19 protein-coding genes and 1 pseudogene are annotated in these 22538 nt (G+C 41.9%); 3 read left to right on the plus strand and 17 right to left on the minus strand.

The features are described 5' to 3' along the window. Window positions 1-200: 200 nt before the first annotated feature. Window positions 201-632 (plus strand): annotated as a pseudogene (locus tag ACXAEA_RS21755) (AhpC/TSA family protein); the annotation flags it as partial. Between the two features lie 500 nt (window positions 633-1132). Here the strand turns inward: ACXAEA_RS21755 and ACXAEA_RS21760 are convergent. The 5 genes from ACXAEA_RS21760 to ACXAEA_RS21780 form a co-directional block, all read right to left on the minus strand. Further along, window positions 1133-1273, minus strand: coding sequence for a hypothetical protein (locus ACXAEA_RS21760; RefSeq protein WP_475097931.1), 141 nt, complete (start codon window positions 1271-1273; stop codon window positions 1133-1135). 12 nt (window positions 1274-1285) lie between these two features. Next, window positions 1286-1741 (minus strand): DUF2269 family protein, encoded by a 456-nt coding sequence (locus ACXAEA_RS21765; RefSeq protein WP_475097932.1) that lies wholly within the window; start codon window positions 1739-1741, stop codon window positions 1286-1288. Window positions 1742-1887: 146 nt separating this feature from the next. Continuing rightward, window positions 1888-3783, minus strand: coding sequence for a ribosomal protection-like ABC-F family protein (gene abc-f, locus ACXAEA_RS21770; protein ID WP_475097933.1), 1896 nt, complete (start codon window positions 3781-3783; stop codon window positions 1888-1890). Between the two features lie 389 nt (window positions 3784-4172). Beyond that, window positions 4173-4664: a YehS family protein gene (locus ACXAEA_RS21775; protein ID WP_475097934.1), complete on the minus strand. Its 492-nt coding sequence runs from the start codon at window positions 4662-4664 to the stop codon at window positions 4173-4175. Window positions 4665-4897: 233 nt separating this feature from the next. Next, a complete protein-coding gene (locus tag ACXAEA_RS21780) occupies window positions 4898-5047 on the minus strand; it encodes a hypothetical protein (RefSeq protein ID WP_475097935.1) in 150 nt (49 codons plus the stop codon). Window positions 5048-5416: 369 nt separating this feature from the next. Here ACXAEA_RS21780 and ACXAEA_RS21785 point away from each other — a divergent pair, with 369 nt between their 5' ends. Beyond that, the gene (locus ACXAEA_RS21785) at window positions 5417-6721 is read left to right on the plus strand and encodes an MFS transporter (RefSeq protein ID WP_475097936.1); all 1305 of its coding nucleotides are present in this window, start codon (window positions 5417-5419) and stop codon (window positions 6719-6721) included. A 336-nt stretch (window positions 6722-7057) separates the two neighbouring features. On the opposite strand, the gene ACXAEA_RS21790 is transcribed toward ACXAEA_RS21785, so the two are convergent. From ACXAEA_RS21790 to ACXAEA_RS21815, 6 genes are all read right to left on the minus strand, one after another. Further along, complete coding sequence (locus ACXAEA_RS21790) at window positions 7058-8749, minus strand: methyl-accepting chemotaxis protein (RefSeq protein ID WP_475097937.1); 1692 nt, start codon at window positions 8747-8749, stop codon at window positions 7058-7060. A gap of 319 nt (window positions 8750-9068) precedes the next feature. After that, entirely contained in the window at window positions 9069-10103 is a 1035-nt protein-coding gene (locus tag ACXAEA_RS21795; protein ID WP_475097938.1) for an aldo/keto reductase, read from the minus strand. A gap of 49 nt (window positions 10104-10152) precedes the next feature. Then, complete coding sequence (locus ACXAEA_RS21800; RefSeq protein ID WP_475097939.1) at window positions 10153-10989, minus strand: SDR family oxidoreductase; 837 nt, start codon at window positions 10987-10989, stop codon at window positions 10153-10155. A 77-nt stretch (window positions 10990-11066) separates the two neighbouring features. Continuing rightward, window positions 11067-12107, minus strand: a complete 1041-nt coding sequence (locus tag ACXAEA_RS21805) for a medium chain dehydrogenase/reductase family protein (protein ID WP_475097940.1) — start codon at window positions 12105-12107, stop codon at window positions 11067-11069. A 33-nt stretch (window positions 12108-12140) separates the two neighbouring features. Next, on the minus strand, window positions 12141-12968 hold the full coding sequence (locus tag ACXAEA_RS21810) for a methyl-accepting chemotaxis protein (RefSeq protein WP_475097941.1): 828 nt from the start codon (window positions 12966-12968) through the stop codon (window positions 12141-12143). 39 nt (window positions 12969-13007) lie between these two features. Further along, window positions 13008-13715: an SDR family oxidoreductase gene (locus tag ACXAEA_RS21815; protein WP_475097942.1), complete on the minus strand. Its 708-nt coding sequence runs from the start codon at window positions 13713-13715 to the stop codon at window positions 13008-13010. Window positions 13716-14023: 308 nt separating this feature from the next. Between ACXAEA_RS21815 and ACXAEA_RS21820 the strand changes: the two genes are divergently transcribed. Beyond that, a complete protein-coding gene (locus ACXAEA_RS21820) occupies window positions 14024-14449 on the plus strand; it encodes a MarR family winged helix-turn-helix transcriptional regulator (RefSeq protein ID WP_475097943.1) in 426 nt (141 codons plus the stop codon). Between the two features lie 257 nt (window positions 14450-14706). Here the strand turns inward: ACXAEA_RS21820 and ACXAEA_RS21825 are convergent, their stop codons facing one another. The 6 genes from ACXAEA_RS21825 to kdpA all read right to left on the minus strand — a co-directional run bounded on the left by ACXAEA_RS21825 (window position 14707) and on the right by kdpA (window position 22509). After that, complete coding sequence (locus ACXAEA_RS21825; RefSeq protein WP_475097944.1) at window positions 14707-15981, minus strand: L-cysteine desulfidase family protein; 1275 nt, start codon at window positions 15979-15981, stop codon at window positions 14707-14709. Between the two features lie 381 nt (window positions 15982-16362). Continuing rightward, window positions 16363-16776, minus strand: coding sequence for a CBS domain-containing protein (locus ACXAEA_RS21830; RefSeq protein WP_475097945.1), 414 nt, complete (start codon window positions 16774-16776; stop codon window positions 16363-16365). A gap of 78 nt (window positions 16777-16854) precedes the next feature. Beyond that, window positions 16855-18000: a KdpD-like non-kinase potassium sensor gene (gene kdpDN, locus ACXAEA_RS21835; protein ID WP_475097946.1), complete on the minus strand. Its 1146-nt coding sequence runs from the start codon at window positions 17998-18000 to the stop codon at window positions 16855-16857. A 69-nt stretch (window positions 18001-18069) separates the two neighbouring features. Next, complete coding sequence (gene kdpC, locus ACXAEA_RS21840) at window positions 18070-18648, minus strand: potassium-transporting ATPase subunit KdpC (protein WP_475097947.1); 579 nt, start codon at window positions 18646-18648, stop codon at window positions 18070-18072. A gap of 33 nt (window positions 18649-18681) precedes the next feature. Next, complete coding sequence (gene kdpB, locus ACXAEA_RS21845; protein ID WP_475098188.1) at window positions 18682-20694, minus strand: potassium-transporting ATPase subunit KdpB; 2013 nt, start codon at window positions 20692-20694, stop codon at window positions 18682-18684. 153 nt (window positions 20695-20847) lie between these two features. Beyond that, window positions 20848-22509 (minus strand): potassium-transporting ATPase subunit KdpA, encoded by a 1662-nt coding sequence (gene kdpA / locus ACXAEA_RS21850; protein WP_475098189.1) that lies wholly within the window; start codon window positions 22507-22509, stop codon window positions 20848-20850. Between the last annotated feature and the right edge of the window lie 29 nt (window positions 22510-22538).

The following is a 22538-nucleotide window of genomic DNA, read 5'->3' on the forward strand; positions in this document are numbered from 1 at the left end:
GACAACGTTCAAACTTTTCATTATGGAAGAAGTTCTATATGATTTTTTATAAGATGAAATCATAGTAAGGAGGAAACGATCGCATGAACTTTGTATTGGAAACAACCGATCCAGAAAAAACAATCACGCTGGACGCGGCCATTCAGGGCGCGCCAACAATGGTCGTATTTGTCCGTCAGCTTGGCTGACCGGTTTGCCGGGCATATCTTGCGCAGTTGCGTGAGCGAATCAATGAAGTAGAGGCAACAGGCCACCAGGTCATTGCCATCGCCCCATCCAAAGGGTCGTTCATCAAGCAATTTCTTGATCAGTTTGGACCATTCCCTTTCCCAATACTCGGGGATCCTTCCCGTGAAGCGTATCGCGGCATGGGGCATAAAACGATGCCAAAATGGAAGCTGCTGGCGAAAGCAGGCTTTGGATTCATCACCGGGAAAGTTAAAAATTTCATCCCAAAAAATGAAAAGCAGAAAGAATTCGTCATTAAGTCGATGAAAACGCAGGACGTCTACATTCAGGGGGGAACATGGCTCTATTCGGTCGAGGGAAAACTCTTGTGGAAGCATATCGATGAATCACCAGAAGACCACGCAAAAATCGATGAAGTATTGCAGCACATGAAAAAACGCTGATCAGCCTGTCCCGCGATCAGCGTTTCTTCTTTTCTTCTTTATCAGAAGCTTGTTCAAAAAGTTGTGAAAGATATCCCTTAAGCTCAAAACCTTCTTCATTCATGAATTCCGTAATTTGTTTCATTGTAATCTACCTCCGATTTAATATGTTGTTAGATATAGTATTCCCAATCTAGCAAAATCTTAATCACCCAATGATTGGCAGTCTATTCATTTAGACGGAGGTTTGGTAGTAAAAGTTGCATAATTCAGTTATTTTTTTCATAGAAAGCTTAGTCATACTATTTCTTGTTTATATTCCACATGCTGTAATTGAGCTGGAGCGCTTAGGACACCCAGGTGATTTTATCTAGTTGATAGTATTTATGTTTTGGTAAAGTAATCATGCTCAACCCGTTTCACTGAATTCCCGTCCGAACACACCGCTCAATAAGACATTTTTCAAACAAAACAAAAAAGAGCACCAGCCCCAAAGGGCAGCACTCTCTCTTCAACCTATTCTATTTTACAAACACATAAGGGTTTCCACTGAGGGACTTCCTCATCTCAGCTGTGATGACCACGTTGTTCGGCTTCTGCCCAGCACCTGCTGATTGTTGTTTTTCTCCGCTTCCATCATAATACACTGTCTTACCTTCCATTTCCGCTTCCCCCTAAAATGGTTTAGTCGACATCAGAATGATCAGCACGATAGCTGCAACGTGCGCGATGCCATTCAGCTTTGCGACTTTCTTATCCAGCTGATGATATTCAGATGGCAATTCTCCTTCTCCGCTGTTCATCACCATTTCAACCTGCTTTTCAATCGTTTTCGGAATCATTGCTGCTACCACTGGCTGGATCAGTATGTAGATAATCAAGGAACCAATGAACCATCCCTGTGACCACAATGCCGGATTAATAATGGCCATCAGGATTCCGCTGGCCAACAAAGTAAGCGATCCGACCTTGGCGAATTTCTCTATGTTTTTATTAATCTCAAAACAAACTTTTGCATTCGTTACTGATTTAGCACCAAACTTGGCAACAACCGGCATTCCAAAGCTCGCTCCTAAACCAACAACGGCCGCGATGACATGAACTAAAACCAATAATCCATATAATGTCATACTACCCCTCCTAGAACTTTATACCTATTCATTTATAACATAAATATTCCTTTTTTAGGGCATTAATTCTAAATTTTCCAACTTATTTATAGTGCTATCCTCCTAAAAAGAAAAAAGGAAGCATAAAAACTCATGCTTCCAACCCCTTACTCTCCATAACCCAGCCACATTTCCATTGCAGACTCAAGCTCATGATTCAAACTCTGCTTCCTGCTATACAGCTCATTTAGCTCCTCATAATCCTTGTTAATCCCCATCACCAAATCGAGCTCTGTGATTTCTTTTTCCAGGCTTTCGATTTTCTTTAAGAGCTTCGCGGCAGCTGCATTTACCGAATCAGGCTGCACCTTCTCCTTCAAAACCGGTACCGACACGGACTCAGTTGCAGCTTTCTCCCTTTTATAATCATCATAATTCCCCGGATAGCTCTTCAAGCCAAAGTCTTCAACCGCAATCACGCGCTCGCCGATTTTATTGATAAAATAGCGATCGTGCGAAATGAAGAAGATGGTTCCTTTAAAATCCTCGAGTGCCACTTCAAGGGTTTCGATGGAATCGATATCAAGATGGTTCGTCGGCTCGTCGAGAATCAGCAAGTTGATATCCTGGAACATCAGCATCGCCAGCTTCAATCGAATCCGCTCGCCGCCAGACAGGAACTTCACCTTTTTAAAGACACTCTTTTTATAGAACATGAACTTCGCCAAATACTCACGCGCTTTTCCTTCCACAATCGAGATATCCTCCCGAAAGCACTCAAGCACCGTAAGTTCTTCATTTTCGAAAACAATCTTCTGAGGCAGATAGGCGGCCATCACATTCGCACCTAATTCCACCACTCCTGCATCCGGCTGCTCCTCGCCTAAAAGCATCTTCAGGAACGTCGTCTTGCCGCTCCCATTCGGTCCGACCATCCCGACCCGTTCACCGTACTGAATCATCAGATCAGCATCCTCAAAAATCACCTTATCTTCATAACGCTTCGAGAGCCCCATCGCCTTGATCGTCTCATTCCCAGAGCGCACTGCGTCATTGAAATTCAGCCTCATATTCCTCCGCTCAAAAATCGGCTTATCAATGCGGTCCAGTTTATCGAGCTTTTTCTGGATGCTGGCCGCGCGCTTGAAGAACTTATTATTGTCCGCTCGCATCGCCCAGTCACGAAGGCTCATCACCTGCTTCTCCATGTTATTGATCTTTTTTTGCTGCTCGCGGAAATGCTCATACTGCACCCTCATATTTTCTTCTTTCTGGCTGATAAAAGCGGAATAGTTCCCCTTGTAGCTGATCGTTTCCATGTCCTCGATCTCGACGATCTTATTCACGACATGATCGAGGAAATAGCGGTCATGCGAGACAATCAGCACAATCCCCTTATAATTTTTCAAAAAGCCTTCGAGCCATTCAATCGAATCCATATCAAGGTGGTTCGTCGGTTCATCAAGAAGCAGGATATCGGGCTGGTGAATCAGGATCTTCCCAAGCCCAACCGTCGTTTTCTCCCCGCCGCTAAGCAAATCGAAGTCTTTTTGCAGAAAGCTCTCCGAAAACTTAAGCCCGGTGCGAACCTTGCTTAACTTCTCTTCCTGTTCGTACCCGCCCTTGGTTTCATATAGATTCACCAAATCACTATATTTATTCAGCGCTCTTTCCAAAGCCGCATCCTCTAGAACCTGCATCTGCTCCTCGATTTCACGCATCTGTTTCTCAATCGCATGAACCTCTTCAAAAGCCAGGTTCAGCACATCGATTACTTTCAAGCCTTCCGGATACGTCGGCATTTGCTCAAGATAAGCCATCGTCGCTCCTCGGGGCCTGTGAATCAAGCCTTCATCATACCCTGGGCTCGAAGTTTGCGGGTAGCCAGGGTAGTAATGCATCGGCTCTATGCCTGCAATCAGCTTAAGAACCGTACTCTTGCCGCTGCCATTCGCGCCGACAATCCCAATCCGGTCCCCTTCAAATGCCTCCAATGTAAAACTGTTCACGACCAGCGTCGCTTCCATATATTTTTTTATACCATGCACTTTTAATTCAAACATGCAAATTCCTTCTTTCATCCATAATGAAGCTACGCTTTTTATGGACAGCACAAGAAGAACTCATTTACTATTCAATTTTCGCCATAAAAAAAGACCATAAGAAGAAAGCTCTTCTCACAGTCTTGAATCCACCGATTTCCAGCACAAAAAAACAGTGCCAAAACATACGTATCCCGATTCAGTAAAGTAAGTTTCCTTCTAATTGCCGCGATTCCACAAAGAGCATAACAAATAAACCTACGTAAAATAGGCACTTTACACTCGATACAAAATCCTTATTAATTTTCAAAAATTAATAAATCAGCAATTAGTTGGTTCCATAAACTTACTTTCCCTCCTCCATCATTTGCTTCATTATCTCATCTTTGCATAAATTTGTAAATCCAAATTTATCCTCTAAATTTCAAGGCCAGGCCTTTCAGGAAATTACGGGCGAATTTATCGCCGCATTCCCGATAGTTCTTATGCCCTTCCTTTCGTAAAATGGCACCGAGCTCCCCTTTGCTGACGCGGACGCCGGCAAGATCAAAAATCTCCAGCATATCCTCGCTCGTGAGCGACAGAGCGATTTTCACCTTCTTCAAAAGCTGATTATTCACACTCTCCCCAGTCAGGGCCGGAGTTCCAGTCTCTCCTGGACGCTTCCCTCTTTTAAACGTAATCAGCCCATTCAAAAACTGTTCCATCATCGCATGATTCACTCTTATATAGTCCTCGGGTACAATCTCATCTCCATATTCATCTACATCAACCCTCTGCAGCATCATCCGCACATCATCTTTCGTCACTTTCACGCCGCCAAGATTTAAAATCTCCACCATATCGTTATCTTTAATATCCAGAGCATAACGCAATCGGATCATGATATCGTTATTCAGCATTTGCTAACCTCCATTTACTACTCGATAAGAAAAGCGCAAGCGCCTTGGTCAGCCCCGACAAGCGTTGGAGGGCCGACCGGTGAAGTCGTTCTTTGACTTCATTGGGCGGACCGAAACGACTCGAGGGGCTTGGCGCTGGAGCTGGACAATTCTCGAAGTAAAATTTTTCTTTCTTATTTATGTACAAACCCATTTTAGCAATGTGTACCCCTAACCTCAAGCAACGGCAGCACTTATGACGGACAGTTTTGGCGAGGTTTTTCCCAATTTCGTCCGTCATCACCCCTTTGACGGACAATTTTGCCTGGTTTCATCCCATTTCGTCCGTCATCACTCTTATGACGGACATTATTGCCAAGCTTCATCCCATTTTCGTCCGTCATCACCCCTATGACGGACATTATTACCTAGTTTCATCCCATTTTCGTCCGTCATCACCCCTATGACGGACAATTTTGCCTGGTTTCATCCCATTTTCGTCCGTCATCACCTCTATGACGGACAATTTTGCCTGGTTTCATCCCATTTTCGTCCGTCATCACCTCTTTGCCGGACGGTTTTGCCCGGTTTTTTCAATTTCGTCCGTCATCAACCCTTTGACGGGCAGTTGACAGGCCTTCTGTCAAAAAATGTTCAAGACTTTTTGACAGAATTGTGTGCACAGATAAAAATGTGAAGTTCGTCACACCTGGGCAGTGATATAAATGGTTTATTAATGATATAAACATTCGTATTACATTGGAGGAATTAACATGGCTCGTATAAATACATGGAATCCGGAAGACGATCGTTTCTGGCAGTCAGAGGGCAAACGGCATGCTAAGCGGAATTTGTGGATTTCAGTCCCATCCTTGATGCTTGCTTTCATCGTCTGGCAGATCTGGTCAGTGGTTGCAATTCGCCTGAATGACATTGGTTTCAGTTTTACCGATCAACAGCTTTTCACATTAGCGGCAATGCCTGGTCTTGTTGGTGCGACATTGCGATTTGTATACACATTTGGTGTCGGTATGCTAGGGGGCCGAAACTGGACCGTACTGACAACGGCCGTTCTTGCAATACCCGCAGTCGGCATCGGCTTCGCTGTCCAGAATCCTGACACACCTTACTCTATCATGCTTTTACTGGCAGCACTTTGCGGCCTTGGCGGCGGCAACTTTTCAAGTTCATCATCCAACATCAGCTTCTTTTTCCCGAAAAAAGCACGTGGAACAGCTCTTGGCCTTAATGGCGGCTTAGGCAATATGGGGGTTTCAGTCGTTCAATTCGTCACTCCGCTGATCATCACAACTGGCACGTTCGCATTTGTCGCTGGCGATGGACAGCAATTATCAAACGGCCAGGAAGTATGGCTGCAAAACGCCGCATTCATCTGGCTTGTCCCGATTGCAATCGTGACAATCGCAGCATGGTTCGGCATGGATAATCTTCCTGGAACAAAGCAATCTTTCTCTGATCAATTCGTTATTGTAAAACGCAAGCACACGTGGATCATGACATGGCTTTACGTAGCAACATTCGGATCCTTCATCGGATATTCAGCGGCATTTCCGCTTCTGTTGAAGTCTCAATTCCCGGAACATATCTCACTGGCATTCCTTGGCGCGTTCCTTGCTGCAGCATCCCGCCCTGTTGGCGGCTGGCTTGCCGATAAAATGGGCGGAGCCAAACTTACTTCAATCGTCCTGTTCGTGATGATGGCAGGCGCCGGTAGCGTCATCTTCTTCCTTGGCAACAAACAGTTCGGCGGCTTCCTGATTTCATTCCTGATCCTGTTCATCGCAGCAGGAATCGGGTCCGGTTCAACATTCCAGATGATCCCTGGAATCTTCGTACCGAAAGAAGCAGCACCTGTCCTTGGTTTCACCGCAGCCTTCGCAGCATACGGATCCTTCCTGATTCCAAAACTGTTCGGCTGGTCCGTCAATATCTCAGGAGGCTATGTCCCTGCCTTCTTCATCTTCATCGCATTCTATGTCGTCTCAATCGTCCTGAACTGGTATTACTACCAGAGGAAAAGCGCAGGAAGTTCGATTCCTGAAAAGAAGACAGCATAGAGGTCTCCTACAAAAAGATCCTTACCCAAAAACGGGTAAGGATCTTTTTTATAAAATCCCTAACTTCATGCAAATGAATGAATATATCAAAATTTTCTTCTGGATTCGCGAATTCCTCATGTTAGCACCTCATTTTCTATCATGTAAATTCTGTATTCACAAAAAATTTTTCTTCAACAAAAAATATTCACTTGTAAAACTTTTTTGTTGAAGAATAAAAAAAAGAGCAATCCTTATGATCAAGATGAAGGATTGCTCTTACTCTATAATTGAAAATCAAAATAAATCCGTGCTAAATTTATCGGTAGTTCACCTTTAATGTAATTCTTGTATGCATTATGATTTAAGTCTGCTAACTAATTTTTGCAATTGTTTAGCTCTGTGGGAGAGGAATTCAGCTGATGATGCTATTTCCTGAATTGAAGATAACTGTTCCTCCGATGAAGCAGCCACGTTTTGTGAAGCCGCTGAAGCCTCTTTTGATATGGCTGCTAAATGGTGAATGGATTCTGCTACTTCTTCTGTCCCACCAGCTAATTGAATCGAAGCATTTGAAACTTCTTGAATTTGATGGGTGACTCGCTGAACAGAATCATAGATTCTCTTAAACGATTGACCAGCCTCATTGACCAAACAGATCCCTGATTGTACCTCATTCTCTCCTTTATCCATATAGTTCACTGTTTCTGAAACATTAGCCTGTATACGTGTGATTAAATGAGTAATTTCCGAAACAGATTGTTTCGATTCCTCCGCTAATTTTCTTACCTCGTCTGCTACGACAGCAAAACCTTTTCCCACTGATCCAGCACGAGCTGCTTCAATTGCCGCATTCAGAGCAAGTAAGTTTGTTTGTTCGGCAATATTCGTAATGACTGCCAGGAATTGACCGATGTTTTTTGAAAGGGAATGAAGGTCTTTCACTTTTGTTCCCGCTTCATTTACTATATCCTGGATTGAGTGCATTTGCTCAATGGCGTTAATGACTGCTTTATTTCCATCTTCAGCAACTTGGGATGCTGCAATAGAAGAATCATACACCATCGATGAGGATTCTGCTATACATTGAATGCTGTTCTTCATGACATTTGTCGCAATTGTGCTGGTTTCTGCCTGCCTCACCTGCTGCTCTGACCCAGACGCGATTTCTTGGATCGAGAGCGTAATCAGATTGGTTGCATTTGCGCTTTGTTCTGCACTCTCAGATAATACTTCAGCAGAAGAAACGACCTCTACTGTCGTTGATTTCACGTTTTCTACAAGATGCTGGATTGATTCAATCATTTTATTGAAGGCTGCTGCTAATTGTCCGACTTCATCTTTACTAGTTATCGAAAGACGAGCCGTCAAATCCCCTTCATTACTTGAAAGTTCTTCTAATTTACCGACCACTTCATTAATTGGTTTCGTTGTTTTTCTTGCAATTGTTATCGCAATGAAAATCCCTATAATCAGAGTAGTCAAAATCGCAATTAACCCAACTATTAAACGATTTTTAATAAGTTTACTATCTTGATCAGTCTTTGACTCAATGATTTCCAATTGAATTTGTTTAAATTCTTCGAGATTGCCAGCAAAAATATTTCTTACTTCAGCATAATGTTGATGATAAATTTTCATTGTTTTTTCCTGGTCAGTTTTTGCCAGGTTGATCATGATGGATTCCAGGTCCGTTAGCTGTTGACTATAACTGTCTAACTCATTAAAAATTTGGATGGTGCGCTCATCATTTAAGAGAGGCTTTACCTCATTGATTCTCTCTTTTATTTCCACCACAATTTCTTCATGTCTTTGTTTTTCTTCTAAGTTGTCAGGATCGATGATGAGTCCTTTAATGGAATCTGTTGAAGCCAAGTCAAGAAACTGGATCTCATTGGCCAGATTCAGCTTGCGAACATCCTTTTCCACTAGATTCTGATATGAATTCCCTGCTGTTTTTAAAGAATAATAGAGATTGCCAAATGCAAGTAAACAAATAAATAAAACTAAGCCAAACCCGATCAGTAATTTACTTTTTATACTCATCATTGTCTATTCCTTTACTAATTTTTCTCGGTCCCCAAAATAGAGCAGCTGTTGAAATTATTGGAAAATTGCTAGACATGCAGCATGGTCAAAGCACATCCATTGTTTTTATTTTACCTTTACAAATCTAGCGAGAAAGCGATTACAACAAGTATTTTTTCAATTTAATCTATACTTTATTATCTTTTCAGAAAATTATCAGCAAAAGAAAAAAGAAGCTGTTCAAACGGTCCTCATTTCAAGGCCTTATGAGACAGCTTCTTCATTCTTCTTTCTGCCAGTTTGTGTGTGTTTGCTTTGGGAAAATTCAGGTTAACCCTTCTTATACTATTCTATGATGATCGATTTTTGTAAAAGTAGTACCAAATAGCGCATTCCGTACCGGGTCAGATGATAGAAAATCATGCGGGAACCCAAGTTCAATCTTGCTTACTTGATCTATGCGTTCTAGATGTTCAGGTGTCAGAGTGAACTCGACCGCAGCCAGATTGTCGGCAATTTGTGATTCTTTTCTTGCTCCGATGAGCGGAATCATAACGCCGGATTGTTGGCGTACCCAATTGAGCGCGACTTGTGCAGGCGATCTGCCAATTTCATTCGCTACTTTTACCACTTCCAGCGCGATCTTCCTGTTCCCCTCATTTAACCGTTTGCTTTCTGGAGCAAGGCGCTTCACTTCATCTTTAGATTCATTTAGATATTTTCCAGTTAAAGCCCCACCAGCAATCGGTGCCCATGCCGTCACACCAATATCCAGGGATCTTGCCATTGGCAATAAATCACGTTCCGGGGCCCGCTGCAGCAAATTATATTCCACCTGCAGCCCGATGAAAGGCGTCCATCCACGCAGTGTGGCTAATGTATTCGCCTGGGAAACAATCCATGCAGGCGTGTCCGAAATTCCTATATATAAGACTTTGCCTGCACGAACCAAATCATCTAAAGCCCGCATGACTTCTTCAACTGGAGTCGTAAAGTCCCAGGCATGCAGCCATAATAAATCGATGTAGTCCGTCTTTAATCTCTTAAGACTTCCTTCCACAGTCTGTACAAGGTTTTTCCGATGATTCCCTCCGCCATTCGGATCATCCCGCCGTGTCGTCAGTGAATATTTTGTAGCAATGACGTATTGCTCTCGATTTCCTTGAATGAATTCACCAATCAACCTCTCACTTGTTCCATTCGTATAATTGCAGGCTGTATCAATGAAATTTCCGCCAGCTTCTGTAAATCGGGTAAATATTTTTTGACTTTCTTCCTTCGAAGCCCCAAATCCCCAATCTTCTCCAAATGTCATCGTTCCTAGAGCAAGTTCTGAAACTCTTAAACCACTTTTACCAAGTAATTTATATTTCATTGTAATCTCCTTCTTATTGATTGTTTGTACATTCAAGTATTAAATGCCACTAATCTAAAATTCCAGGCTTCAAAAGGCTCATGCTTATATCCCATAGTTTTTTTGCCGAATCCAAATCATTTGCTTCTTTTGTAGTTTTTTCCGGCTTGCAGTTATTGAAAAATTGACCGTTTACCCCTTTCATCTCTGGGGAAGACGCAAGATACACAGGCGTTTTCGCTCCCTTTTCAGTCTTTGCTGACATGAGGCCGAAAACAGTGCGAAGAATCCAGGGCAGCTGATGCATAATGTTCGATTTAATGATTCCAGGGTGCAAGCTATTTACTGTGATTGGTCTGCCTTCCAATTTCTTAGCAAGCTCCTTCGTGAATAAAATTAACGCAAGCTTTGTAGGTCCTACTGCTTTATAGAACGCATAATTATTTTTCACCATCAAATCATCAAAATTCATCTTAATTCCATTATGCTTTGAAGCTACATTAATAATACGGCCTTCCCCACTTGCTTCCAATGAATCAAGCAAAAGATGAGTAAGTAAAAAATGAGAAAGATAGTTTGTGGCAAATGTAGTTTCAATCCCATCTTCCGTTTCAGATCTTTCAGCTAAGAATACAGCCGCATTGTTGATCAAGACATCTAACTTATTAAATTTTTGTTTAAACTCTTCTGCTGCCTGACGCACCATTTGCTGCGAAGAAAGATCCGCAACTATTAAATGAACTTTAGGATTACCCGATTGCTGGATTATGTCTTTTACTGCATCGTTTCCTCTTTCCTGGCTGCGGCACAGTATAACGACTGTTTCTCCCTTTTTAGCTAATTGTAGCGCCGTGGCTTTCCCGATACCTGAATTACCGCCCGTGATTAAACAAATTTTATTTTCCATGTTCCTTCCCTCTTTCAAGTAAAAATTTTTATTACTCTAGCCATAACAAGACAGACTAAGTTATCTTTAAAACTCGCCTAACATCTTGTCATATCTATAACCAATTTCCCCATAACCTTTCTATTAGAGAGGAGTTCATGTGCATACTGAATGCCATCTAGAGATATTTGTTCGGCAATGATCGGTTGGATTTCTTTGGATGCTAATAATTCAACAAGCTCCTTTAAATCTTCCTTGAACCAATTGGGATGTTTCTTCTTGTAAAAGTCGATTCCATAGAACGAAACGATTCGCTTATTCCCGGGAATGAAATTTTTCATTAATGTAAACCCAATGCCCATATTGGTCCGTATAGTCTGTAACAATGTTCCTGATTTCCCGTTCGTCATTTTTCCTAAATCACCAAATAATACAAGCCTTCCATTCTCTTTGAGCAATGAGTAAGAGCGGGTCGTAATAGCTCCTCCGAAACAATCAAAAACGATATCAAGTTCCTTGCTTAAGACTTCTGCAAAATCTTCCTTTACATAATCAATCGGAGTTGCCCCATAGCCTTTTATGAAGCCCTGCTTATGAGTACTTGCCGTAGCGTACATTTCGAGACCCGCATACCCTCCCAAATCCAGGAGGGCAGAGCCCACTCCACCAGCCCCTCCATGTACGAGAATTCTCTCACCTTTTTTCGCACGCGCAACTCTCTTTAGCATTTGGTAAGCAGTGACATAGTTCAGGACAAGCGTAACTGTCTCGGCAGGATCTAAAGCCACTTCTTCCGGGATCATCGTTAGGGAGTCTAAAGGAAGATTGATATATTGGGAATATCCTCCTGTTCCAGTAAGTGCTATGACTCTTTTGCCCTTACATTTTTCATCAACATCTGAACCTGTCTCTTCAATGACCCCGTAGATATCATAGCCAGGTGTATAGGGCAGCTTCGGTATAGGTAAAGCCGGGTTTTTGAATACACCTTCCTGCTGCATGACCTCATTATAGGAGACCCCTGCAGTCATTACTTTCACTCTTACTTCCCCAGCTTGTGGAGGACGGAGTTCATCTTCAATGATTTGTAATCCTTCCACACCACCGTATTGCTGAATGACGATCCGTTTATTTTTCATCTAATTCGTCCTCTGGTTCACAAAATAGGTTACTTATATCAAGTTAGCAAATTCATTCAGCCTCTTTGACATCTGATGGATTTCATCCACCGAATCATGAATTTGTTTAATGTTTTCCTTCTGGATTTCACCTACATTAGAGATTTTTTGCACCATATTGTTCATGCTTTCCATCGATTCTCTAATATTCTCAAGAATGTCTTGAATGGTTTCGGTAGAGGAACGTGTATGCTGAGATAATTTCCGTATTTCATTTGCAACGACGGTAAACCCTCTTCCATGTTCATTTGCCCTTGCTGCTTCAATCGCTGCATTGAGTCCGAGGAGATTTGTCTGGTCTGCCACTTGTTTGATAAACGTCAGGACCTCTTTTGTTTTCTCCACCTGTCTGCTAGCTTCCTCGGAGACTTGTAAAAGGTCACGAGTATGCGAGAAGAGAGACACGGCACCATCTGACACATTCCCTACATTCTCATTCACCAGGTCCAAAGAAGAGATCATTTCATTCGAAATGTTTAATAATTCTTCTTCGTTTTGGTGCATAATTCCAAGTGACATGATCCCAATCACCTGTCCGTTCTCATCTTTTATAGGGAGCAGATTTGCTGTGAATTCAATGCCATGCAAATTTGCAGGGACAATCGTACGGATCAATTCCCCTTTTTTTAAAACCATATCTGCTGGAGTACCAGATTTTATTTCCATACCTGGCTTAAGTCTAAGATTTATTTTTGCACCCGGAAAATAGGCAATGATTTTTCCTTGATCTCCGATGGCGATTGAGGTGTCCATCGGTATGGCGGTCTGAAATAATTGCGCCGCCTTCATTAAGGATTCAAGAATAGGATGATACTGTGACAACGATACCCCTCGTTTCGTAATTCGATGTATGAAGAAAACTTACCAGTTAATTTTATGTCCGTCTCTAAAGAACCCACCATTTGGCCCGTCCTGATCAATTTCTGCAAGCCACACTATCGATTTCGCTGCCTCCTCCACACTTCGAGGAGCATGCGGCCCGCCCATATCAGTCCTTACCCAGCCAGGACATACTGCATTGATTTTGATATCTCCAGAAATTTCTGCTGCCAAAAGCCGGGTTAGGCCATTTAATGCCAGCTTCGATAATTTATATGAGCCTGGCCCTGTTTGACCCATTCCATCCATCTGTCCATATCCAGAGGAAATATTGATGATCCTTCCATAGTTATGTTCCTTCATTAATGGAAGTACAGCTCGAACTAGATGATAAGGTCCTAACAGATTCGTTTTTAATGTTTTATCTAAAATAGATGGATCATCTTCTGTCATCTTAAGATCCTCATCTAAATAGACACCTGCATTATTTATGAGAACATCTAAGCGTCCATTTGTTTGCTGAATGTACTCAACCGCATTCTGAATGCTTGTTGTATCATCAACATTCAGTTCAACAACTGAAATGTCATTTCCAAGATTTATTAACGCTGAAGCAGCCTTCTGTCCTTTATCAGCGTTTCTGCTGCCCAGAATAACCCGAAAATTTTTCTCGGCTAATTGCTTGCCTAATTCATAACCAATCCCTCTGTTTCCTCCAGTAATGAGCGCAACTTTCTTATTATGTAACACTAGAATCAACTCCTTTTCAGTTGTTTGTACATACAATTATATTATTAAAAAATTTTATTCCTATGCTTCTATGAGACTTTATAAATGTTTCTAGATCAGTAACAAAATCCAGTTATGCTATTATTCCTCAACACACCCTTTCATTAAGGAAGAATTATTGGTGAAATTATATTTGTACATACAAATATAATAATAGGTTGTTTTGGAATAATCAATTTTTTTTGCTTTTAAAAATTCTTTTGCCATTTGACAATAAATTTTGCTTGATGTAATTTGTATGTACAAGCAAAGTAGAAGGAGTTTCTATTATGATCAACGATTACTTTAACAACTGCCTGTATTTCACAGTGAGTAAGTTATCACGTGCTATTACCAAGATGGCAGAAGAATCTTTTCAAAAAACAGGCTTATCTCCAACTCATGCCTTTTTAATGATGCTGGTTATTGAAAAGCCAGGAATTTCCCAATCTGAGTTAGCTGAAGCCCTTCACTTAAAGCCTTCAACGATCACCCGATTTGTTGATAAGCTAGTCGATAAAGGTTTGATTGAACGAAAAACGGAAGGAAAGAGATCTTTTAATTTCCCTACTGAAAATGGGGAAGCGATCCTAAAAGATATTAACGATGGCTGGAAAATTCTATTCCGTTCTTACTCTGAGATTTTAGGTGAAGAAGAAGGGAAAGAATTAAACAAACTAATTAACGAAGCAGGCAATAAATTAGAGAAAAAATAATCCTTGGGTAGTGAATGCTATCTTGTGTGATAGCCTTATTTTCTCGAAGGTTTACAAGTTTTCAATTTAATCAAACGTTTGATTAATTTAATTAACCACTCGAGTTTGTCTACTTAAATCTGGATGGATGATAGTATCTTCTCAATTTCGAAAAAATGATAGAATCACCTTTGTGAAGTACTTAAGACGAAAATAGCCTCATTCCATTGGAGTGAGGCTATTTCTACTTTTCCAGCATCTTTGCTGTTGTCATAAAACTATTTTTCCATCATTAATTTTAAAATTAACTCGTCCGTATGGCGTGTTCCTTCATTCCCTAGTTTACAAAAGTTCTCGATACTTTTTTCTACGTCATCATGAATAAATCCATCCGTAGATTTAATTTCTTGATTGTTCATTGCCAACAAAGCTGATTGAACTGCGACATTCGAACACGTCGACACTTTCATGGCACAACCAGCCTTTGCCCCATCACAAATCATTCCAGAAACATTACCAATAGTGTTTTGAATTGATGCTTTAATTCGCTGCAGATTGCCATCAAGTAAATAAACAATTGCGCCACTGGCACCCATGCCTGCTGCTGTTACACCACATAATGCAGAAAGACGCCCAAATTTTGATTTTATATGAATTGTAATGAGATGGCTAAGTGCAACTGCTCGAATCATCTTCTCCTCTGATACCTGCAATTTCTCGGCGACTGCCACAACCGGAAGTGTAACAGCAATTCCCTGATTTCCGCTTCCAGTGTTCGCCATTACCGGCAGTGTGGATCCTGACATTCTTGCATCTGATCCAGCAGCGGCTAAAGACATCGCTGCTGTGGCGATATCATCGGATAAAATCCCCTTTTTCACATTTTCCTTAATTGTTTTTCCAACCTTTAATCCAAAATCTTCCGAAAGGCCTTCCTGTCCAATAACTCTATTTAGCTCAATGCTCTTTTTTACGAGAGATAGGTCGCTGATATCGACATTTTGAACCCATTCATAAATTTCATCAATGGTAAGTGTCAACAATTCCTCTTCCTCTGATTGGATGCCTATACTTTCGCATCCACCTTGGTGCACAACCCTGCCATTGACCTCAATCAAGGTAATGTTAGTATGATTATCCAAAATAACAACTCTAGCAGCATGCTTATCCGTTTTTAAAGTCACTTCAATAGAAAGCTTTTGCTTGGTGTCTGCCTGAGCAGACACTACTTTACCTTCTGCAATAAGTTTTAAAGCCGTTTGCTCGTCTTCAATAGTCAGCCCATTCAATACTTCAAGCTGCTTATTCGGATCTCCGGCAACTGCTCCAAGCGCTGCTGCGAAATCAAGGCCCTTGGAAGTCATTCCAGGAATGCCAACGGATTTAGCATTTTTAATAATATTTCCACTAGCCTTTACACAAATTTCTTGTATTTGACCATTTGCATAGCTTTTTGCCGTTGCAGCGGCCAAGGCAATCGCAACAGGTTCCGTACAGCCAAGTGCAACCACTAATTCTTTTTCTATTATTTCTAATATTTTGTGCCTACCCATTTTGCTTCACACCTACTTAATTAGAATAAGTTTATAGAATCAATGAAGTCTGAGTTGCTATCATTTTTTTATTCTTAAAGATAACACATGATAAAGAAGGTTCGTATATTTTTTTATCATTAAAAAATATTTTAGGTGTTTAGAGCCAATATCTGTAATGTTGAAAAAAGCACAAAAAAATAAAGAAAGGCAACCGCCTTTCTTTATTTTTTATGCAATTCAATCCAGTTCTAGAGCAAACGCTTTGGTGCCGCTCCTACAAAGTAGTCGGTGAAGCAAAGGGAAGTACCCTTTGCTTCTTTTGATGCTTATATTCAGTATAAATTGAAATCCGGTTAAAGTACCTCTAAAAAAAGGAGGCAAATACGTCCCCATGCTTCCTTAAATTGATTTCTCTAAAATCCCTTTAGCACAATACTCAATGATTTCTCTTCTTCTAATAATGCCAATAAAGATTCCAGCATCATCGATAACAGGAACGAAATTTTGCTCCATCGCTCTTTCAATAATGTTTTCCATATCCGCATCAATATGAATTTGTTCATTGCGTCGATTCAATGGTATTTCCTGCAGCCTCGTTTTTTCGGTACTCTCAAACGTTAATCCCGGTGTATTCTTTATTTTCCAAAGCAAATCGCCCTCTGTTAAAGTACCGATGTATTTCCCTTCATGATCGATAATCGGAACTGCCGTATATTTGTGAAACTCCATTTTTTCAAGCGCTTGTCTCATGGTAGATTCATAATGAATGTAGGCTACCTCTCTTTTGGGGATTAGGAAAAAAGCTATATTCACGATATCCTCCTATGATGTTCTTAAATTAGTTTTGTTCACCATACATAATGTCTTACTATTTGATAAATTCCAGTCCATTCATCTGCCATCGGCTACGATATGAATGTCGATATTCGATGTTTCCCTCATGATCATATTCACAATGGAACCTTTCCGGATCTCATCCCATCTTGTTCTGGCAGATTGGCCTAGAAGTATTTGCGTGATGCCATACTTCTTTGCTGCTTCAATGATGAGCTGCGCCGGTTTTCTTTTCCCGCTTTCTTCTATTATAAACATAGCGTTGAATTGTTCGGCCAGCATTCCCCATTCCTTGAGCTTCTTTTTTATCGAAGCATTATTGGCCATATCGTCATTTATCACAGTCAAAATATAAAGCTCCGCTTTCAGCCGATTCGCCATTCGCCAGCCTCTTCTGATCAGCTTCTCGGCAGTTGGCCCATAGTGGATACATACCATGATTTTTTCATGGACGCCAATTGGACCATTGACCATATCACCACTGATTTGTCCGATCCGCTCATCTACATCATCAGCAACTTCGCGAAGGGCCAATTCCCTAAGAGCGGATAAATTGGTTAACGTGAAAAAATGGCTGAGGCTTTGTTCGATTTTATCGTGGGCGTATATTTTCCCTTCGGACAGCCTTTTTCTTAAGGTCTCCGGAGTTGCGTCAATCAATTGAATTTCACTGGCTTTTGAAACAAAGGTATCCGGAACCCTTTCTCTTACCTTTATTCCCGTGATTTGCTGGACAATATCGTTTACACTTTCGAGATGCTGGATATTGACAGCAGACAGGACATGGATCCCTGCTTTCAGTACTTCTTCGACATCCATAAATCTTTTAAGGTTCTTCGATCCTGGAATATTGGTATGTGCCAGTTCATCGATCACCACAAAATCAGGTTTCCTGTTCAGTATGCCTTGTACATTCACTTCATAGAATGTTTTCCCTTTGTAAGATAAGGACAGCAACGGGACTGCTTCCAGATCTTTTATTTGGTCCTCGGTCTCTTTTCTGCCGTGGGTCTCAATCAACCCGATGACAACATCTTTTCCCTCTTTCCTTAAATCCAAAGCATCCTGAAGCATTTTATACGATTTGCCTACTCCCGGGGCTGCCCCAACATAGAGCTTCAGCTTTCCCCTTTTGGAAGCAGTAATCTCATCTAAAATTTCTTCAGGAGTCTTCCTTCTAAAATAAGGATGGTTTTCTTCCATATTCTCTCTCCTCAAAAAATCACCAAGAGGCACCCGCCATGTTAAAAACAAGTCGAGTGCCTGCTGATGCTATCGTTCTTTCTTCAGTTCAAGGTTAAGCTTTAAAACATTCACTCGTTTTTCTCCAAACAAACCCAGTTCTTTTCCTTCGGTATGCTTTTCCACCAGTTCAGCCAGTTTTTCGCGGCTCACTCCTGTAGCTTCTGAAACCCTGTCAATCTGGGTAATCGCTGCTTCCGGACTGATGTGAGGATCAAGTCCAGAACCAGAGTTTGTAATCAGGTCGACGGGAACTTCACTGATGGGCACAGCTGGATTTTCCTTTTTCCAGTCTGCCAAAGACTGTTTCGTCCGATCGATCATATCCTTATTCGATGGTGCATAGTTATTTGAACCAGAACCGGCACCATTATTTTCAATGCTTGATACACGTCCATGGAAATAGCCTGGTTCTTTGAACGTCTGGCCAATCAGCTCAGAACCTATTACTTTATTATCCTTATTATATAGTAAGCTTCCATCTGCCTTATCGTTCATGATTGCCTGTGCAACCCCAGTTGAAGCCAGTGGATAGAGCAGTCCGCAAAATACCATGATGACTAGACTCGTTCTAATAATGGGAGCAAACAGACGTTGTTGTTCTGCCATTTTGTATACCTGCTTTCTAAATATTATTTGTCATTAAATGAATAGTGCAACCACAATATCAATTAATTTGATTCCGATGAATGGCACCAGGATACCGCCTAGTCCATAGATGGTTAAGTTCCTTTTCAGCAAGGCATCCGAACTCATTGGCTTATAGGAAACCCCCTTCATCGCTAATGGAATTAACAATGGAATGATGATCGCATTAAAGATCAAAGCCGATAAGATCGCAGACACAGGTGAGTCCAGCCTCATAATATTCAGTACATCCATTTCAGGAATCGCAATCATGAACATGGCCGGAATAATCGCAAAGTATTTGGCAACATCATTGGCAATACTGAAAGTCGTCAGTGCGCCGCGAGTCATAAGCAGCTGTTTCCCGATTGATACAACTTCAATAATCTTTGTCGGATCTGAATCCAAGTCAACCATATTCGCTGCTTCCTTTGCAGCTGTTGTACCCGTGTTCATCGCCAATCCTACATCGGCCTGTGCAAGCGCCGGGGCATCGTTCGTTCCATCTCCTGTCATCGCAACGAGTTTTCCCTGGCTTTGTTCATATTTAATAACTTCTATTTTATCTTCCGGTTTGCATTCTGCGATAAATTCATCCACACCAGCTTCCTTTGCGATCGTTGCAGCGGTCAATGGGTTATCACCCGTACACATTACAGTTTTTATGCCCATTTTCCGAAGCTGGTCAAATCGTTCCTTCATTCCTGGTTTGACCGTATCTTTTAGATAGATCAGTCCATAAATGTGATTGTCGACTGCAACGGCCAATGGTGTTCCGCCAGCTTTTGAGATAGCCATTGTTTCCTCGTCCAGATCATGAGGGATTGTTCCCCCTTGCGCCTTCACCCAGCTTTTCACTGCATCAACGGCCCCTTTGCGTACTCGGCGGTCGTCTGCTAAATCCATCCCGCTCATCCTCGTTTCAGCTTTGAACTCGATAAAAGCTGCCCCTGCTGCAAGTTGATCATCAATCTTTGAGCCTCTTTGCTTTAATAGTTCAATGATTGACCTGCCCTCAGGCGTTTCGTCCTTAAGGGAGCTAACTCCCGTCCAATAACTTAACTCTTCCTGCCCTGCATCTCCCACTGGAATAAAGTCACTTGCCATCCTGTTTCCAAAGGTAATCGTACCTGTTTTATCCAAAATGATCGTATTGATGTCACCAGCAGCTTCTACTGCTTTCCCTGACATCGCCAAAACATTGAATTGAGTCACTCGGTCCATACCGGCAATCCCGATTGCTGATAATAATCCTCCAATCGTCGTCGGAATCAAACAGACGAGCAATGAAATCAGGACAGGGATTTCTAATTGAAAGCCTAAATATTTCGTGAAAAATGGCAATGTCACAACCACAATCATGAAAATCAGGGTTAAGCTCGTTAACACTGTATTCAAAGCAATTTCATTCGGCGTTTTTTGCCGCTCTGCGCCTTCTACGAGCGAAATCATTCGATCAAGGAAGGACTCACCTGGATCGCTCGTGATTCTTACTTTAATTTGATCACTTACGACCTTTGTTCCCCCTGTAACAGAGTTAAAGTCTCCGCCTGCTTCCTTAATGACCGGAGCTGATTCCCCCGTGATCGCGGATTCATCAACTGAAGCCAAGCCTTCAATCACTTCGCCATCCCCAGGGATCATCTCTCCTCTAGAGACGATGACAATGTCGCCTTTTTTAAGATTGGCAGATGATACTTTTTCGGTTTTTCCGTTTTGTTTTACTAGATTCGCCGTAATGTCTTTTTTCGATTTCTTCAGAGAGTCTGCCTGCGCCTTCCCGCGTCCTTCTGCCAGTGCTTCGGCGAAGTTTGCAAACAGGACTGTGAATAGCAGAATCATCGTAACAGTGATATTGAACCATGGCTCTACCCCACTGTTACCGAAGATGCCAGGAGAAAAGGACATGATCAATGTAATGAAAAAACCTATTTCCACAACAAACATGATTGGGTTTTTGACCATGATCCTTGGATCGAGTTTTATGAAAGATTCTTTTAAAGCCTGAGTTAAAATCGCTCTATCCATTGTTTTCTTACTTCCATCCTTATTATTTTCGTTATGATCTTGAGGCAAATTGGTTCGTTTATCTGATAATTTTTCAAGCTTACTATTTTCATTTTCATCACGAACATTTGTTTTTTTCTTAAGTGCATGACTGCCCATCATGAGCCCTCCCATCTACAATGTTAAATATTCTGCAACCGGCCCCAATACTAGTGTTGGAAAGAAGGTAAGTGCGCCTATGATAAAAATCGTTCCAAGCAATATGGTTCCAAATAATGCTGTGTCGGTACGGAAGGTTCCCGCAGTTTCTGGGACTAGCTTTTTGGAAGCAAGCGAGCCAGCTACAGCCAACATTGTCACTAGACCAAAGAAGCGCCCAAGATACATGACGATTCCTGTAGACACGTTCCAAAATGGCGTTGCATCGCCTAATCCTTCAAAACCTGATCCATTATTAGCCGCTGAGGACGTATATTCATACACTACCTGACTGATGCCATGGAACCCCTGATTGGAAATCGCTTCATATCCTAATGGCGTGAAAAAGGCAATGGCGGAAGCACCCAGGATCAACAATGGCTGCATCAGCAGCGTAACAGCAATTAGCTTCATTTCTTTCCCTTCAATTTTCTTGCCTAAAAACTCAGGAGTACGGCCGACCATCAAACCAGATAGAAAGACAGCGATGATTGCGTACATAATCACGTTAATGAACCCTGCTCCTACTCCACCGAAGACTGTATTCAGCATCATCGTTGCAAGAGGCATCATTCCGCCAATCGGGGTCATTGTGTCATGCATTGTGTTAACCGCACCTGTCTCAGAGGCTGTCGTAACAACAGCATACAAAGCAGATTGCCCTGTCCCAAAGCGGACTTCTTTTCCCTCCATGCTGCCCTGCTCATGCTGGATTCCCATCGAATTGATAACCGGGTTTCCCTGGAATTCAGAAGTTAAGGTTACTCCGAGAATGACGATGAACATCATGGACATCGAAGCAAACAACACTCTTCCCTGCTTGGCATTTCCAACCATTCTTCCGTAGGCAAATGGCGTAGCTGTTGGCAGTAATAGCATCAAGAGGATTTGCAGGAAATTGCTGAGAGCCGTCGGGTTTTCAAATGGGTGTGCAGAGTTAACTCCCATAAACCCTCCCCCGTTGTTCCCCAGTTCTTTTATAGACAGGAATGATCCTACTGGGCCACGTGCTATTTGCTGTTCACCACCCTCGATTGTCTCGGCAGTAATCGTTGGCTCCAGTGTCTGTGGTACTCCCATCGCAACAAAAAGCAATCCCGTGATAAATGCGATCGGCAAAAGCACTCTCGTAATCGCCCTGATTAAATCCACAAAGAAATTTCCGAATTCTTTACCTGAAAGACCTCGGATAAAAGCCATTAGTACAGCCAGTGCCGTTCCTGGAGCAGCGAACATCATGAACAGAATTCCGATCATTTGCGCTAAATAGGAAAGTCCGCTTTCACCGCTATAGTGCTGAAGGTTCGTATTTGTCATGAAGCTTACTGCCGTATTGAAAGCGAGCGTAGGGTCCATTCCAGCTATTTCACTTGGATTGAGCGGCAGATGACCTTGCAGCCTGAAAACCAGGTAAACCAGCAAAATCATGAACGCATTCGCAAACACCAATGACAGCGCATATTGTTTCCAGGACTGGCTTACCTTCTTAATTCCTCCTAGCTTAAATAACAGATTTTCAAAAGGGCCGAATACTTTATCCAGGCCGCTTTCGTTATAATCAAAAGCTTTTGCCAAATAGATTCCGGCTGGCTTCGCCAAAAGAGCGACAGCCAGCAGCGTGATGATGATTGAAAGAATGGTCGTGAACACTATTTTTACCTCCGAAA

The organism is Mesobacillus sp. ABV4_180, from assembly GCF_056158485.1.